The sequence below is a fragment of the Actinoplanes auranticolor genome, assembly GCF_018332655.1.
GTDB classification, from domain to species: domain Bacteria; phylum Actinomycetota; class Actinomycetes; order Mycobacteriales; family Micromonosporaceae; genus Actinoplanes; species Actinoplanes auranticolor.
Genome location: NZ_BOQL01000106.1, coordinates 1 through 16,195, shown reverse-complemented (window position 1 = coordinate 16,195; position 16,195 = coordinate 1). Strand labels below are relative to the sequence as shown.

The window sequence follows — 16,195 nt, the reverse complement described above, 5'->3', positions numbered from 1 at the left end:
ATCATGCTCACCTCCGGCTTCACCTTCTCCGCCGCCGCGATGAACATCAGCGACCTGTCCGGCCCCAGCCTCGGCGTGCTGATCGTGCTCGGCGCCACCTCGTTCGCCGGCGTCGAACAATCGGTGGTCTACATCGAGGAGAGCAAAGATCCCCGGCGCACCATCCCGACCGCCACCTACGTCACCATCGCCGTCATCGGCGCCGCCTACGCCCTCGCGTCCTGGGTCCAGATCTCCGCCGCCGGCCCGCAACCCATCGAACGCGCCACCGCCGAAGGCGCCGACCTGTTCTTCAACCAAGCCGCCGTCCTGCTCGGCGATACCGCGCTCACCGTCGGGAAAGTCCTGCTCGGCACCGGCCTTGTCGCCGCACTGCTGGCGTTCCACAACGCCATCGCCCGCTACACCTTCGCCCTCGGCCGCGAAGGCGTCCTACCCCGCATGTTCGGCCGCACCACCATCAAAGGCGCACCCCGCAACGCCTCCCTCGCCCAGACCACCCTCGCCCTCGGCGTGCTGATCCTCTACGCCATCGCCGGCTGGGACCCCCTCGTGCAGTTGTTCTACTGGGGATCCACCACCGGCGGCCTCGGCATCCTGCTGCTCTACACCCTGACCAGCATCGCCGTCATCGGCTTCTTCGCCCGCAACACCCACGGCGAAAACCTGTGGCAACGCCGCATCGCACCACTGATCGCCACCGCCGTACTCCTGGTCGTCGCCTACCTCGCAATCGACAACCTCGCCGGCCTCTACGGCGTCACTCCCGGCACCGGCCCCGCCCGCATCGTGCCCCTCGCCCTGCTGGCGATCTTCGCCGCCGGGACCACCTGGGGCCTGATCCTGCGCCGCACCAAACCCGCGATTTACGAAGGCATCGGCCGCGGTGCCCGCAGCGCCACCGCCTCAGCCTCCGGCCTGTCCGCCATCCTCTGAACCAAGGGAAGCCAACCACCGATGAACCCCGACAACGACACCCCTGCCCTGCGTATCGCCGGTCCCGGCGATATCGACACTGTGGCCGACATCGTCGCCGACGCGTTCGACCACCTCGAGGTCATCCACTTCCTCGTACCGGATCCGTCCCGGCGCCGGACGGTCGCCCGGGACTGGTACCGGCTGTACATCGCCCACGCCATCAGCGGCGCCGGCCAGGTCGTCATGACCGCCGACGCGAGCGCCGCCGCGGTCTGGTTCGACCGCACCGGCAAGATCACCGAGCCCGACGACTACACCCGCCGCCTCGCTGAGCTCGCCGGTGACGACCTGCACCGCTTCCAAGACCTTGACCTGCAGATGGAAGCCCACCACCCCACCGAAGCGCACTGGCATCTTCTGTTCCTTGCCGTGCGCCCTGGCCGGTGGAGCCAAGGGTTGGGCAGTGTCCTGATGGACGACACCCACAGCCGGCTCGACGGCGGCGGCATCCCCGCCTACCTGGAAGCCACCAGCGAGCAGAACCGGCGGCTGTATCGGCGCCACGGCTACATGGACATGCGCCCGCCGGTGATCACCGTTTCCGCCGACGCGGTCCTCTACCGAATGTGGCGGCCCGTGCAGAACAGATAACACCGGGCCTGGTCCGGCTGGCGAGGCCACTCGCAGACCGGCCCGAACAGGTATCGCCGTCCTCGCGGGTCGTCACCCCGCCGGCACGGGGCGGCGGTGCCAGGCCGACGTGCGTAGCAGGATCCTGGTCAGGCTTGGCATCGCGTACTCACGGTGGACACGTCTGCTTCGTGGGCGTTCCGGTAACGGGTGGTCCACGTCGGTGTCCGAGGGTGACGAGGTCGGTGGGTGGCTCGGTTCGCGGGCAGTGGTCGGGTAGCTAGTCGGCGGGCCGCCAGGTGCCGGTGCCGTCGTACGCCATGCTCTTGAGCCGCGGCCAGCCGAACGATCCGTTGCCGTTGTCCACCAGGCCGGTGTTGTCGCGTAGGGCCTGGTCGCAGCTTTCGAGCGTGCCACTCACCTTTTCCGCGAATGCCACCACGGCGGTGACTGCGGCCGCGATCAGGCCGACCACGACCGCTGCGGTGGCGCCCGCGTCGACCGGCGCGGCCGGCGCGCCGACCAGCGAGGCCACCAGACCGAGCGCGGCGGCCAGCCCAACGGCGAACGCCGCCAGCGCAGCGGCCATCGCGGTCCAGAAGGCGATCAGACCCCAGGCCATATCGCGCAATGCGTTGTCGATGCGCTCGGTCAGCGGCTTGATGGTGGTCAGAGCGCGGGATTGGGCGTCGGCTGATTCCTCGTAGGCGTCGGCCGCTGAGCCGTCCCACCGGTTGTCGGCGTCCTTGCCGTAAGCCGACGCCACCTGCTGGAGGCTGCCCACCGGGACGCCGACATTCTCGTCCCAATAGCCACCGACGCGGAACAACGCCCAGGGGATGCCCGGCTCCGACAGGAACTTCTGGACCTCGTCGAAGATGTCGTTGGCGATCTCGCGGAACTTGTCCCACGCCTTGCGCATCGCCCAGACCACCGGCAACGGCAGGTAGCGCATCTTGTCGCTCAGACCGTCGGCGAGCTCGTTGATCTGCGCCTGGACCTCGTCCAGCGTTTGGTGGAACTCGTTGAGAACCTCCTCGAAGAGGATCTCGATCTCTCCGGCGCCGGCCGCGCTCATTCGTTGATCCTTCCGGAACTGCCGCCACCGGTGCGGTCCTCGATCTGGCCGGAACCCTCGTCGGGGGTCTCGTTGAGCTGGCCCTGACCTTGCGAACCGCCGCCCTCATTCAGCTGGCCCTGACCCTGGGTCCCGCCCCCGGCATGTTCGATGCGGCCGCCGGACTGCTGGTCGGTGGCCTCGTAGTCGTCACGCACCTTGATCAGGGTGTCGGCGATCTGCTGCATCGCGACGACGCCCTCGGACAGCAACCGCACGGCGAGATCCTGAATCTCCTGGTACTTCGCGCCGACGCCCAACTGGTTCGCCGTATAGCCGAACTGGAAGCCGGTCAGCCCGTACGACGCGGCCTGCTTGGCGGCCGTGTCCATCACCGTGGAGTGCTCGTTCCACTTCGCGGCGTCGTTGCTCAGCGCGGCGTACGCCACTTGCATACGGTCGGGTTGCGTCACGATCGTCCCCTTCGATCTGGGCAGGCGGGCTCAGCGCAGACCCAGGCGTCGCAACAGCGCGGCCGGATCGACATTGCCCGGATGAGCGGCGGCGATCCCGGGCAGCGAAGCCATCGCCGCGGCGGTGCGCTGGGCGTTCGTGCGGTAGGCCGCGATGACGGCCGCTTGGATGGCGTCCGCGACGCTCTGTCCGGTCGGTTGGGTGTTGAGCCAGCGGCCGCTGAGGGTCAGTGCGGTGATCCGTTTGCCGGACAGGGTGACCGCCACCCGTCCCTCGCGGTCGTTGCCCACCGTCTCCCGGTTGGCCTGCTCCTGCATCAGCCGGCGGTATTCGCCGAGCTCGGAGCGGACCTGGCGGAGCATGGTGAGGGTGCGCCGCAGTTCGGCGATCTGGTCACTCACGTCCGGCGCCGCCACATCGGACGGGATACGGATGCGTCCCGAGCTCGAGACCGGCGCCCCGCTCCGGGCTTCGGTACGTTCCGCCCACGCGGACAGCCGGTCCTCCATCGCGGCATCGAGCGCCTGCCGCACCGCATCGGCCAGCCCGTGCGGGCCTATCTCGCTGAACCAGCGGGCGCCGATCTCGATCCGCTGCACCGCGTCGGTGTGGTCCACCTCGACGCGCACCAGGCCACTCGCGTCCCGTCCGACGCCGACGATGCCGTCCCGGCTGAGCGCCCACGAAGCCTGCTCAGCCTCGTCGCGCATCCTCTGGACGTCATCGAGGTCCACGGCACCTCCGGTCGGGGTCATCGGTATCCAGCGCTCAGGTATTGCACCACATGCGCTGCTCCGGGACCGCCCGTCGATGACAAAACGGATATAAGGGCAGCGATGTCCTGCGGCGGCAACGGCTGCCCCTCGCCGGTGGACAAACGCATGTGCACGATCGCCGGCTCGCCGATGACAACCAGCTCCGGGATGGTATCGGTGCGACCGGGGCCGGAATCGCGCCACCGCAGCCGGGTAGGACGGATCTCGATCGAGCGGGCGCGGGTGAGGTCGGCGGTGCGCGAGCGCACGTGCCGGACGGTCAGCCGCGACCCGTGCCGCCACGCCGAGGTGCGCGTCACCCGCAGAATGTTCACCAGCGCCCACACACCGAACAGGCCCGCTCCGAGTAGGGCCAACACGATCGGGATGGCGATCACCGCGCCGGCGTCCCCGTCAGGGTTCACCGCGAACGCCAGCACCAGCCCGAACAGAAGGCCGGCGCCGAAACCGGCCGGCACCCCGATCACCGCGATCGCGATCGCGACACCCAGCCGGGTACTACGGCTGCTCGTGAAACCGTAGGCGAACTCATGACGAGGCTCGATCTGCACGCGCCCATGATGGCAGAACCCGCGAGGCGGCCGGGGACATCGATCCCAGTCGACGAATCACGCCCACCGACCGTCGGCCGGCAACGATGCCGCGATACGGAGTTCTTGTGCCAGGGCCCTTCACTGCCCTGCCTCGGTCTCGCCCCGCCCGCCGTCGCAGAGCACATGGCAAGCGTGGGTTTGCCCAGCAAACACATCCTCCACAAGAGGTCGGGCCGATATCAAACCCGGGCGGTGCCTTACCGCTCGCATCACCGATGGCCCGCCCGTAGTTTCCAGACCAAAAGCAACGGCAAGAACTGAGGGTTGATCATGCTCTGATCCGGGCCGTAGCGTGCCGTTCCGTTTGGTGACGGTCGATGCTCGGGTGGTGGGTTTGTGGCGACTCAGGATGTGTTCTCGGCGGAGAAACTGGCGCGGCTTCGGGGTTTCCCGGAGATCAATCGGGCCGAGTTGATCCGGTACTTCACGTTGACCGGTGCGGACGAGGCGTTCGTGCGCCAGTTCCGCACCGGCCGCAACGTGCTGGGCGTGGCGGTCCAGCTGTGCACGCTGCCATGGCTCGGCTTCGTCCCCGCTGAGGTGGCGCTGGCCCCGGATGCCGCGGTGGGCCGACTGTCGCAGCGGCTCGGGATCGCGATGGGCGAGCTGCGCGGGTACGGCGAGCGGGAGCAGACTCGCACGGATCATCTGCGTGAGGTGGTCGGCTACGCCGGCTGGCGGTCGATGGACACCGCCGAATGGAAGGACCTCGACAAGTTCCTGTTCGCCCGGGCGATGGAGCACGATTCGCCGAAGCTGCTGTTCCGGCTGGCCTGCGAGTACCTGCTGTCGTCGCGGGTGCTCCGGCCCGGGGTGATCCTGCTGCTGCGCCGGGTGGCCGCAGCCCGGGCCCGTGCCCGGACGGAGACGTGGACCCGGGTGAAGCACCTGCTCACCGACCGGCGGTGCGCCGAGCTGGATCTGCTGCTGGTCCCGGACGCCTATCTCGGCCGGACCCCGCTGGCCTGGCTGGGCGTGGGCCCGACGTCGTCGAGCCAGCAGCCGGCGAGCCGCTCTCGCAGTAACCCCGGCACCGTCGTCACGTCCGCGTCCAAATCGCCTGCACGGCTTCAGCACACACCTCGTCGAACCACAGCAGGCTCCGGCCCCGGACCGATCAGGTCCGGGGCGTTGCCCCCGACTACGACGCCGGCATCGTTGCCCACTGCTGGTTGGGTCGCCGGTCGCAATCGAAGATGGCGAGGGTGGTGCCGCTGCTGCCGCCGGAAATTCCGAGACACCGTCCGGACGCCCGGTTCACTATCCCGAAAAATCGGCTGCCGCTGCCGACGGGTCGGGTGCTCCAGTCCTGAGTGTGGCTGCCGGACCGAGCGACTAGGTCGACCCGGGTCCCGTGTGCCGTACCGTTGCCGACGGTGCCCACGTTCGGCCCGGTGGCGCTCTGGTAAGTCACGTAGCCGTTGTCCGGGACGGTAAGGAAGCGCGGATTACCTTCGAAGAGGGTAAGAATGAGAGACCCCGAGTCGGACGCCGCCAGGTGTAGGCCGTTGGCGTTGACGATGTAGTGGGGCTCGTCGGCGAGCATGGTGGATTCGAGTGGTGCTGCCTGCGCCTGGGCCGCGCCACTGGGAAGCAGGGCGGCGAACAGCGCGAGGACGGCCAGCAGGCCGAACGATCTCGCGACCCGGCGTTTGTTCTTGAACATGTGAGTCCCTTCCGTCTCGCGCACCCTCTGTTCCGGGTGCTGGGCTCTAGAGAACCCGGCTGCGATGTTGTTCAGTAGCCCCGTGGGCGAGTAAACAACCGCAGGTCACCGGGCTGGAAGGACGAAGGCGTCGCGTTCTTCGGTGGTGAGGGCCCGGGTGGCCAGGGCACCTGCCTTGGTGCGGATCTCGGTGATCGGTCCGCAGGCTTCGAATTGCCAGATTCGGACGGTGCTGTCGTCGTGCGCGGTGGCGAGTCGGCCGTCGGGGGTGAACCTGACTTGTTCGACCGAGGCGCCGTGGCCGCGCATGGTGACCAGTTCCCGGCCGGTCGTGGTTTGCCAGATCCGTACGCCGTCGTTGTCCTGGCCGCTGCTGGCGAGCAGGCGGCCGTCCGGGCTGAAGTCGACGCTCCAGACGACGTCTCGGTGACCGTGCAGGGAGAGTGGTGGTCCGTGGCCGTCGCTGGGCCAGATCCGTAGGGCGCCGTCTTGGCCGCTGACTGCCAGGCGCCGGCCGTCGGGGCTGAACGTGACGGCCCAGAGTTGACGGCCGGGTGGCTGGTCCTGGATCACCGTCGGTGTCCCCGTACCGTCGGCGGACCAGATGCGGACCGTGCCGTCGGCGCCCGCGCTGGCTACGCGATGCCCGTCCGGGCTGAACGCGATCGCGCTGGCACTGTTCTCGTGGCCACGCAGCACCATCGGTGAGCCGCCGACGAGCGGCCAGATGCGTACGGTGCCGTCCTTGCTGGCGCTGGCCAGGCGCTGCCCGTCGGGGCTGAAGCTGACGTCGAATACGAGTTGCGTGTGGCCGCGCAGGACCGCCTTCACGTCGCCGGTCTGCGCGTTCCAGACGCGGACGGTCTGGTCCTGTCCGCCGCTGGCCACCCAGCGGCCGTCCGCGCTGACCGCGACCGCCAGGGCTTCGTCCTGGTTACCGCGCAGAACCAACGGGTCGGCGTGCCACGGGTCTCGCCAGACGCGCACCGTGCCGTCTCGTCCGCCGCTGGCCAGCAGCCGCCCGTCGGCGCTGCCGGCGATGGTCCACGCCTCCCCGCGGTGGCCGCGCAGGACGAGCGGGCTCCCGGCGAAGCCGGGATCCCAGAACCGGATCGTGCCGTCGGTGCTCGCGCTGGCCAGCCGCCGGCCGTCCGGGCTGAACGCGACACTCCACACCGCTCCGTCATGCCCGCGCAACACCACCGGGTCCTGCTCGCCGCTGGTGTTCCATACCCGGATGGTGTTGCTGCCGCTGTGGCTGCTGGCCACCCGGCGTCCGTCCGGGCTGAACGCCACCGACTCGACGTAGGAGTCGTTGCCATGCAGAACCACCGGCTCTCCGGGGCCGGCGGTCGGCCAGATGCGCACCGTGCCGTCGCTGCCGGCGCTGGCCAGCCGGCTTCCGTCCGGGCTGAACGTCACATCCTTGACGGTCCATTCATGGCCGGTGAGCACCCTCGGGTTGCCCCGGCCGGTCGCGTCCCAGAGGTGGATCGTCTCGGTGCCGCTGCCGGCGACCTGCTTGCCGTCCGGGCTGAAGGCGACGCCGAGCGCGGGACTCCCGGCCGTCAGCACCACCGGACGTCGCCGGCCCGCGGCATCCCAGATCCGGACGGTACCGTCGTCGCCGCCGCCGGCGACCCGCCGGCCGTCCGGGCTGAACGCGACCGCGTGCACGACGCCGGCATGTCCGCGCAGCGCCACCGGGGCGCCACCGCCGGCCAGATCCCACACGGTGACCACGCCGTCGGAGCCGCCCACCGCGAGCGAACGTCCGTCCAGGCTGAACTCCAGGTCGTTCATCGGCGAGTCGCCACGCCGTAGAACGCGTGGGGCAGCGTGTAGTCCCTCCGGGTCGGCGCGCTGCCACAGCCGGACCGTGCCGTCGTCGCCGGCGCTGGCGACCATGCGGCCGTCCGGGCTGTATGCCACCTCGAGCACCTGGCCTTGGTCGGCACGCACGGTAGCCCGCACCCGTGAATCGGCCACCGCCTGGCGCAGGACCGCGTGCGCCTCCTCGGTGGGCCGAGTGTCGAACGCCTCGACGGCGAGCAGCAGTGCGACCTCCTGGTCGACCTGCAACTGGGCCCGGGCGTGGGCCACCAACTGGCTGGAGCGGGCAACCTCACGCTGCTCGTTCGCCCGAGACGCCTGGACCGCGGCGATGGCGGCCAGCACGCTCATCACCACCACACCGACGGTCAGACTGGTCAACGCGAGCCGGACGCGGCGGCGCCGGGCGGTCATCTCGCGGGCCTGCCGTTCGCGGCTGGCGGTCAGGAACGCCCGTTCCAGGCCATTGAGACGCTGCATGCTGCGCCCGTCCCACGCCGCTAGCGGCGCGCCGCGGTAGAGCGCGCCGCTGTCGCGGTCATGAGATCGCCAGATCAGGCTCGCCTCAGTGAGCTGGCGGCGCAGCTTGAGCTCGTCCCGGTCGGCGTGCAGCCAGTCGTCCAGCCGGGGCCAGGCCCTGATCAGCGCCTCGTGCGCGATCTCGACGGTGTCAGTGCCGAGCACCAGCAGCCGCGTCTCGGCCAGCTTGGCAAGAACCGCGTCCACCTCGGGCTGGTCCAGCTCGTCACGCCGGACTCGGCGTCGGGTGTCCGGCACACCCTCGCCGAGGGTGACCAGCCGGGCCAGCACCTGCTGGACCGTTTCCCGGTCGCGTTCGTCCAAGCCCTGGTACACCGACTCCGCGGTCTGGGCGATCGCACCGCTCATCCCGCCCGCGGCCTCATACCCGGCCACCGTCAGGACCTCTCCGCGGCGTTGCCGCCAGGTCTCCAGCAACGCGTGCGAGACCAGCGGCAAGGCCCCCGGCTGCCCCTCGGCATCCGCCACGATCTTGGTCACCAACGCCCGTTCGACACTCAACCCGGCCCGTCGGGCCGGCTCGGTGACCACTTCGCGCAGCTCATCCAGGGCCAGCGGGCCCACGGGCACGTTGGCCCCGGCGAGCAGCCGGGCCAACAGGGCAGACTCCGCACAGCGGGGGTAGAAATCGGCGCGGACCCCGATCACGACCCGCATCCGCGGCTCGGCGCCCTCCGCCGCGTCCGCGTCGACGGCCGAGGTCGCCAGCTCGGTGATGAAGGCATCTTGCTCGGCCGGGTCGCGGCACAGCGTGAACAGCTCTTCAAACTGATCCACCACCAGCAGCACCGCGGCGGTGGCCTGGGCCTGCTCCAGCGCCTCCCGCAACGCCTTGCGCGGTTCGGCACCCGGGGTGATCAACAAGACGTGGTCGCCACCGTCGCCGGCCGGGCGACCGCACTGCATCGCGGGGACCAGACCGGCCCGCAGCAGCGAGGACTTACCGCTACCAGAAGCGCCGAACACCGCCACGAACCGGTGCTCCTGCAGCATCTCCACCAGCTGCGCCAGGATCCGCCGCCGCCCGAAGAAGCGGTCCCCGTCCTCCACGCCGTAGCCGAGCAGTCCGAGATAGGGCGGACGCTCGTCCGCTGCCGAGGACTGCCGCCGTGCGCCGTTGCCCTGCGACGCCGCCCACTCGGCCGACGCCTGCCGCCACCGCCGTTCCCAGACGGACGGGTCACCACCACACGCCCGGACGAACGCCAACGTCACCGGCAGGCTCGGCAGGCTCCGGCCCCCGGCGGCATTGGCCAATGCCGCGACCGAGTAGCCAGCCTCGGAAGCAAGCTCCCTATATCCCGGGTTCCCGGCCCGCCGACGCAGGTCACGAAGCTCCGCGGCCAGCATCTGCACCGGGCCGGCAGCAGGATCCACCGAACGTTCTGGACGCGGCATCGCCCCTCACATCCATCTACATCAATTAGTTACGTCGGGACCAGCATCGCGTGAGAAGGGGTCGAGGGCATCGGTGAAGTCGGATTCGCGCCAGCGGAGCAGTGACGCGCCGGCAACTTCGCCCCTTGGGCCAGCTACCCAGGCGCGGGGCCGAGAACGACGAGCACCACCGCCGACACTGGGCGCTGACATCCCGTCCCACCTACCGGGATTACGGAATCGGCCGAAGCGGCTGCCCGGAAACCCCTCAGCTTGAGGAAGCGACCCCAGGTGACGGCCTAGATCAAACGCTTACCGTTGTTTTTGGTCTGGAAACTACGGGCGGTCCCGATGCGCTGGGAACGCCACCTCAACATCCACGACGGCCTCGTCAGCCTCGCCTGCGCCCTCATCTGCTGGCGCCGACTGATCAACTGGATCAACCAGAGATCGTGTTAGGAGCTTTTATAAGGGGTGCGGGTTGATCGCCGCGCGAACCGTCGGAGCGCCGGGCGGCGGCCATCGCTCGGGAAAACCTCCCGGCACGAGACTGTCCGCTTGATCTGTCTCAGCCCTCGCGCGCGCCAGGTCCTTCCCGGCCCGTGTTCGGTCGCCGGCCGGCACTCAGCAGTCACGGTTGCGGCTCAGACGGCTGGTCAGCAGGTCCGCTCGGGTAGGAGCCGAACGCCAACGGCAGCTATCTGAGCCAACTCATTCACACCGAAGCAGTTGGGTTACGCAGCGCTCGCCGCAGAACTCCGACTGCGACGCCGACGACCAGGCCGGTCGACAACCAGAAAAGCAGGTCAACGGCGGCAGACAACGTGTCCGCCTCGACAAGGGCTGCTCTCATGGTGGCGTAGGCCTGATGCGGGGTGTCACCACCCGCAGTGATCCACGGCAGGGGCAGTCCCCACGAGAAGGTGTAAGCCGCGTCGCAGCAGCTCTGCCGAACGGGCAGCAACGCAGCGAACGCCAATCCGGTCAGTGTGGTGGCGCAGCCCGCGAGCCAACTCGCCCCGCCGGCGTCCGGACGCAGCCACGGCAGCCCGAGCAGCAGTATCCCGGCGAAGGTCAGGACTACGGCCGAAACCAAGAGAGGCACATCGACCGGGGTTGCCGCCGCCAGGCTGACCACACCCGCCGCCAGGCCGACAGCGACCGTGCCGGTGCCGACCACCAGTCGCGACAGTGCCGCGGCTGCCGCCTTCCACGGCTTACCGCCGTCTCGGTACTCCGCCGAACCCCCGCCGGGGGGATCCGTCGTTGACCCGCTCGGCGAACTCATCGTTTGAGTATCTCTGCCCCTGCCCCTGCCCTGCCCGGCGCCGCCTGATTGAGCCGGCAACCCAGGTCGTTCGACTGATCTACCGCAGGCAACGCGCTCGGTACCCTCCGCCCTACCCGGCCGGCGGACGCCAGCTGCGACGTGCACCAGCGGTGGCGGCAAACACCGAGGTCACCCTGCAGCGGAGCGAGAGCCAGACGCGTACGCCCCACACGCCGCGCACCCGGACCCCGGTCGGCGGTCACGCTCCGAGAGCAGCCGTTGGTGACCCACACAGCAAACGTCGCGCCGACCAGATGCATTGTCATGTAGCCGATGAGAGTGCGAGCGACTGGCATTTCATTCCGCGTGTGTCGATTCGTCCTAGCCGCTTCATGATAGGCGCACATTGATCAGCGGATAAAAGTGCGTGTTGCCCTTGAACATGGCCAGAAGCTACCGTCGGCTGCGTCTCGCATGCATCGAATATCGGGCTTAGCATGCATCCTGATTCGCCGCCGATCGGGTGCGGTAGCGGCCTGTGGCCGGTCTGGTTCGGTGTCCGGCTTCGGCAACGGTCCTGGCCTGATCAGTTATGGGTTACGAAGACGCGCGATCGTGTCTCTGATCTGGTCCTGCAACATTTCGTCGGCCCAGACCGTGTCGTCGGCGGAGTTGCCCACGTCGCAGCGCTCGTCGCGGCTGAGGAGTTCGGCCAGGGCGGGGAGGGCTTCTACGGCGCGTAGCTCCAGGATGATCTCGAGGGCGAAGCGGCCACCGTAGTCAGTTATGCCGCGGATGAGCGGCCGAGCGAGCTGAGCCGCCGGAACGCCGAGCCGGGCCAGCGCCCGAGCGGCGGACAACCTGCTCCAGCGGTCTTCCAGGCTATCGCGTAGCCGTTGTTGCAGGTGAGCGACCGATGCCGGGGATTCCTCCGCGAGATCAGCGATGAGGTCGGCGGCATGGCGTGCAGGTGGGTCGCCCTCGGCGAGCACAGCCTCGACCGTGGTAAGCACGCCGCCCGGTCCGGCTATGGCTGCTACTACCCGTGCCGCCAGGATCTGCTTGTCGCGCTGCGGATGGGCACGTGCCGCTGTACCGGTCAGGTGAGCGCCGGCTATGGGCATCAAGGGCGCCAGAGCGTCGCCGAGGTTGTCGAGCTCAGACGGGATCGTCGATGGGGCTCGCGCGTCTCCCGCCAGGATGACGCTCAGGGCATCGAGTACCACGCCTGTGTCGCCGGTCAGCCGTCGGACGGCCAGTGCCCCTTGCAGGTCGCCGCTCTGCGCCTGTGTTCGCCAATGCGGGACAGCGGCGTGGGCGTCATGGCCGAGCATGAGCAGGGCTTGTGCGATCTGCGGACCGGCTTGGTCCATGGCGGTAAGCAGGTCCGGGACGAGAGCGGCGCCGTTGCTGCCCCAGTGCCCGATCATCGCGGCCAGTACCCCGACCGTCGCAGGCTCGGTGGCCAGCCGGATCTGAACCGCGCTCAGGACCTCCGGCGTGAAACGAACGGCGCCGGGCCTGAACCGAAACCGGTGCCCCCGTCCGGCAGCCCGGCACACCGGTTCGATCCAGCGGGGGTCACCGAGCCGCTGCAGTGTCTCCACTGCTCGATACTCAACGGTGAATCCTGGATCCCCGGCCGTCTCGGGCCAGCGGCCGGCGACCGCTGCCACCGCATCGGCGAACTGCCCCGCCGCCGCGCCCGCCCGCCGCAATACGTCCAGCACGCCTTCGTGCACGCCACGATCCGCATCATCCAGCAGCGGCGCCACCAGCGGCACGAACACCGGCGGCGCCGAGCGCAGCGCATCGCAGCGTGCACTCAATGCCCACAGCGCGGCCCGGCGGGTGTTCGGATCGCCGGACCGCAGCATGTGCCCAACGACCGCGGCCGCCTGCAGAACCGGCGGCGTGACCACGATTTCTTCCGACCACTCAGCTCCTCGAGCCCAGGCCCACGAGATAGCTCCACCGTCCTCGATCGCGGTGACCAGCGAAGGTACGGTGCCTTCCGGCCAGTCGAAACCCGCGCGGAGCAACGCCACCGCAGCCGTGACTGTCACCTGCGGTTCGTCTTCTGCGGTGGAGCCGCCCAACACCATGCGCGCGGCAGCAGGATCAACCTCGCCCAACGCCAACGCCAGTGACGCCCGCACCGCCGGGACCCGCTCCACGGCCCAACACCGCCACAACACCTCGGCGCTCACTCCCGCCCTCGTCGTGGCATAGGCCGCCGCTTCGCGGACCGAAGGGTCACCGTCAAAGAGCAGGGCCACCAGAAGCTTCGACTGGGCCGAGACCGCGGCCTGAACCTGCACCAGCTCGGCACCGACGGCGTGCCGGTCGTCGGCCAGCATGCCTATCATCCAGACGAAATCGGCACGGCAGTTCGGGGCACCGACGGCGAGTTCGGCGAGGAACGGCACTGCGACGACCGTGGCGGGGTAGACGGTGCCTTGATGGAAGATGCTGCCGTGCAGATCCGAAATCGCCTGCGACACCACCCCTCGGCCCGCAGAGGCCGCCTGCCGGATCAGCCCCGGCGTGTCCTCCGCGCCGCCGTACGCATGGCCCAACTCATGCCAAGCGACCGAATCAAGACCATCGAGCACCCGCGCATCCTACTTACCCCCGCAGACGCCGGATGGTGATGATCGAGCAACAACGTCTACGAGCAGGCATGGTCCTGCGCATTCATTTGCTGCGATCCGCGCTGCTCGCGTGCCATATCGCCAGCCGCTCAGCGCAAGCAGCGCCGTGACTTCGGCGGAAGCGAGATGCAGTCCAGCCCGCTTCGAGTCCCGTGCGGCCGACACTAAATCGGTACTTGTGCGGTGTCGGCCGCTCGCCGCCATCCAAGCAACAGGAACTGCCGGAGAGGGCCAGTAGTTTCATCTGCCAGTTCGTCGAGGGCCCGGTCGCCGATCGCTACGCGCGGGTCCAGACCTGCGGGGTCGTGACGGCTGATCAGTCGGGCCGTCGACGGCACCGGGGTTGGAGAACGACACCGAAGGCGCCGCAGGCTGGGAGGACACAGGTGGCGGCCACTGCGATGCCGTTATTTGCGCTGCGGTGACGGGCAGCGTGGGCGAGATCTGGTCGAGCAAGCGCTGCGCCGTAGAGGCGTCGATCTCGAAGTCAGCGCTGATACGAACATCGGCGGCGGTCGCCAGGTCCACGACGTCGTCGTTGGTGAACGCATCAGCTCCGAGAGTGCTCAGCCGCCGCGCGAACTCCCGCATGTCAATCATCTGCAGCCTCATCGTCGGGTTGCTATGGATCCACCGTAACCCCCGCCTCGGTCGGCAGTTCCCCCACCACCGCTCCGGGCGGCTGGGGCCAACAGCGATGCCAGCTGCTCGCGGTCCCCATCTCTTCGGCCAGCCGATCGCGCACGGAGTCCGGCAGGGCCGTCACACTCTGTACAACCCATGCTGGCACGCGACGCGCGGAAACGCCGAACTGAGCGCACATGATCATGGCAAGCAGTGCACTGTCCGACGCCGTCGGCGTTTGCGCGTCAGCCTCCCACCGTAGCTGTTGACCTGAAGCGAAGTTGAGGTTGAAAACTGTCTCCCTGATCATCCGTGGAGAAGAGGATCACCGTGCCTGACACGACGGAACTGAGCGATCGAGCCGAACTCATTGCTTTGGTCAGCCGACTCGGGCGCTGGCTTGATAATGGAAGCGACAAGGAAGGGCACACCATCTATCATCGCGACGCTGTCATTCGCAGCCCGCGTGGCACTGCCAGCGGCATCGCGGAAATCATCGACTATGTTGACCGCACGAGCGACGACGCCGAACGCACACAGCACCTGACCACCGACATACTCGTCGCCCTCGACGGCGATCGCGCCGAGCTGACGGCGAACATGCTGGTCACCTTTTTTTCTCCGGAATCGAACCAGCTCGCGCCTGCGCTGCGACTAGTCGGTCTGCAATCCGCGTTCAGCGCCCTGCGCACCTCGCAGGGATGGCGCCTCATTCGGGCTGACGTCACTCCGCTGTGGCAGCGGCTTTCATGACATTGCGGTTCAGCCACGTCCAAGGCATCCGGATTTGCCGCCGAGCGTGCGCGCCGGTACCCGGACAGCGGTCGAGCGGCGTGACGTGTCGGCCGGACCAGCCCTCGGTGCACGCTCATGCCGATGACAGTGCACCGGGCGAATACGTCATCCGTGCATAATGTTGGCATGTTTCGGAAGATCGATTGCGTCATGGTACGCGTTCCAGATTTGACGCCTGCCGTGGAGTTTTATACGCGCGTGTTCGGACTCCGGCCGCTATGGCGCGATGGAGTTTCAGTCGGTATGGGCATGCCGGAGACCGACGCGGAGATCGTGCTACACACGATGGACCTGCCCGGCGATCCGAGTGTGCACTACCTGGTGGACGACGTGTCCAACGCCGTGGCGGTGGCCCGGTCGGCCGGGTGCGTCATCCGGGAGCCGCCGTTCGACGTAGCAATTGGCAGGTGCTCGGTGCTTGAGGATCCGTTCGGAAACCTCGTGGGTATCTTGGACATGAGTAGGGGTCCGAGGCCAATCTGAGCCGTGGTCGGCGGCGCTCAGGCAGGGGCCCTCTCATGCCGCAGAGAAGGCGCGTTCCCGCCTCCTGCACCTGTCACAGTGAGTGAGCGGCGCTGGCAGTCCGCGGAGGGTGGCGCCCAAACTCGCGAACATTGAGACCGAGAAGATGGTGCGGCCGAAACTCATCCGACCTTGGTTCCAGACTCAGAACAAGGCCACGGCTGCTGGTCGCGACAGCGATCGTCGATCCCTGATCGCGACGGATGGCGGGACACAGGTTCTGCGTTGGTTGCTCCGTGGCTGCTCGCAAGTTCTGGCGGGCCGCCCACGCCGCCGTGAAAGCCTCACCCGAGCGGCGAGCACCAACTCTGCTCAGCAGGTCCATTGCTAGGTTTGCAGCCCCATGAGCAGGGCAAACGCCGACGCGCCAGGGACAGGGCTCTTGTCATCAAGCCTGGGCAGGTACCCTGATCGACGCGGGCTGCTAGCTCAATGGCAGAGCTGTGGACTTTTAATCCATAGGTTC

Annotated in this window: 12 protein-coding genes and 1 pseudogene; 5 read left to right on the top strand and 8 right to left on the bottom strand. The window is 68.5% G+C overall.

Annotated elements, in window-relative coordinates:
* On the top strand, window positions 1-936 hold a 936-nt coding region (locus Aau02nite_RS45675), incomplete at its 5' end, for an APC family permease (RefSeq protein WP_212994965.1).
* A gap of 21 nt (window positions 937-957) precedes the next feature.
* Entirely contained in the window at window positions 958-1,569 is a 612-nt protein-coding gene (locus Aau02nite_RS45670) for a GNAT family N-acetyltransferase (protein WP_212994964.1), read from the top strand.
* Window positions 1,570-1,828: 259 nt separating this feature from the next.
* On the opposite strand, the gene Aau02nite_RS45665 is transcribed toward Aau02nite_RS45670, so the two are convergent.
* The 4 genes from Aau02nite_RS45665 to Aau02nite_RS45650 are packed head-to-tail and all read right to left on the bottom strand — an operon-like array spanning window position 1,829 to window position 4,406.
* Window positions 1,829-2,626, bottom strand: a complete 798-nt coding sequence (locus Aau02nite_RS45665; RefSeq protein ID WP_212994963.1) for a hypothetical protein — start codon at window positions 2,624-2,626, stop codon at window positions 1,829-1,831.
* Window positions 2,623-3,054: a hypothetical protein gene (locus tag Aau02nite_RS45660; RefSeq protein WP_212994962.1), complete on the bottom strand. Its 432-nt coding sequence runs from the start codon at window positions 3,052-3,054 to the stop codon at window positions 2,623-2,625. The genes Aau02nite_RS45665 and Aau02nite_RS45660 overlap by 4 nt, the downstream gene beginning before the upstream one ends.
* Window positions 3,055-3,108: 54 nt before the next feature.
* The gene (locus tag Aau02nite_RS45655) at window positions 3,109-3,813 is read right to left on the bottom strand and encodes a YbaB/EbfC family nucleoid-associated protein (protein ID WP_212994961.1); all 705 of its coding nucleotides are present in this window, start codon (window positions 3,811-3,813) and stop codon (window positions 3,109-3,111) included.
* Between the two features lie 17 nt (window positions 3,814-3,830).
* Window positions 3,831-4,406, bottom strand: coding sequence for a hypothetical protein (locus Aau02nite_RS45650; RefSeq protein ID WP_212994960.1), 576 nt, complete (start codon window positions 4,404-4,406; stop codon window positions 3,831-3,833).
* A 378-nt stretch (window positions 4,407-4,784) separates the two neighbouring features.
* On the opposite strand from Aau02nite_RS45650, the pseudogene Aau02nite_RS45645 reads away from it, so the two are divergent.
* A pseudogene (locus Aau02nite_RS45645) lies at window positions 4,785-5,444 on the top strand (DUF4158 domain-containing protein); the annotation flags it as partial.
* Between the two features lie 145 nt (window positions 5,445-5,589).
* Here Aau02nite_RS45645 and Aau02nite_RS45640 read toward each other — a convergent pair.
* The 4 genes from Aau02nite_RS45640 to Aau02nite_RS45625 all read right to left on the bottom strand — a co-directional run bounded on the left by Aau02nite_RS45640 (window position 5,590) and on the right by Aau02nite_RS45625 (window position 13,749).
* Window positions 5,590-6,114 carry an RICIN domain-containing protein gene (locus Aau02nite_RS45640; RefSeq protein WP_212994959.1) on the bottom strand — a complete coding sequence of 175 codons (525 nt, stop codon included), beginning with the start codon at window positions 6,112-6,114 and terminating at the stop codon, window positions 5,590-5,592.
* A gap of 105 nt (window positions 6,115-6,219) precedes the next feature.
* Window positions 6,220-9,864 (bottom strand): nSTAND1 domain-containing NTPase, encoded by a 3,645-nt coding sequence (locus Aau02nite_RS45635; RefSeq protein ID WP_212994958.1) that lies wholly within the window; start codon window positions 9,862-9,864, stop codon window positions 6,220-6,222.
* 715 nt (window positions 9,865-10,579) lie between these two features.
* Complete coding sequence (locus Aau02nite_RS45630; RefSeq protein WP_212994957.1) at window positions 10,580-11,152, bottom strand: hypothetical protein; 573 nt, start codon at window positions 11,150-11,152, stop codon at window positions 10,580-10,582.
* Between the two features lie 572 nt (window positions 11,153-11,724).
* Window positions 11,725-13,749, bottom strand: a complete 2,025-nt coding sequence (locus tag Aau02nite_RS45625; protein ID WP_212994956.1) for a hypothetical protein — start codon at window positions 13,747-13,749, stop codon at window positions 11,725-11,727.
* Window positions 13,750-14,742: 993 nt separating this feature from the next.
* Between Aau02nite_RS45625 and Aau02nite_RS45620 the strand changes: the two genes are divergently transcribed.
* Together Aau02nite_RS45620 and Aau02nite_RS45615 are read left to right on the top strand one after the other, a co-directional pair.
* Complete coding sequence (locus tag Aau02nite_RS45620; RefSeq protein WP_212994955.1) at window positions 14,743-15,165, top strand: nuclear transport factor 2 family protein; 423 nt, start codon at window positions 14,743-14,745, stop codon at window positions 15,163-15,165.
* 168 nt (window positions 15,166-15,333) lie between these two features.
* Complete coding sequence (locus Aau02nite_RS45615) at window positions 15,334-15,690, top strand: VOC family protein (protein WP_212994954.1); 357 nt, start codon at window positions 15,334-15,336, stop codon at window positions 15,688-15,690.
* The last annotated feature ends 505 nt before the right edge of the window (window positions 15,691-16,195 follow it).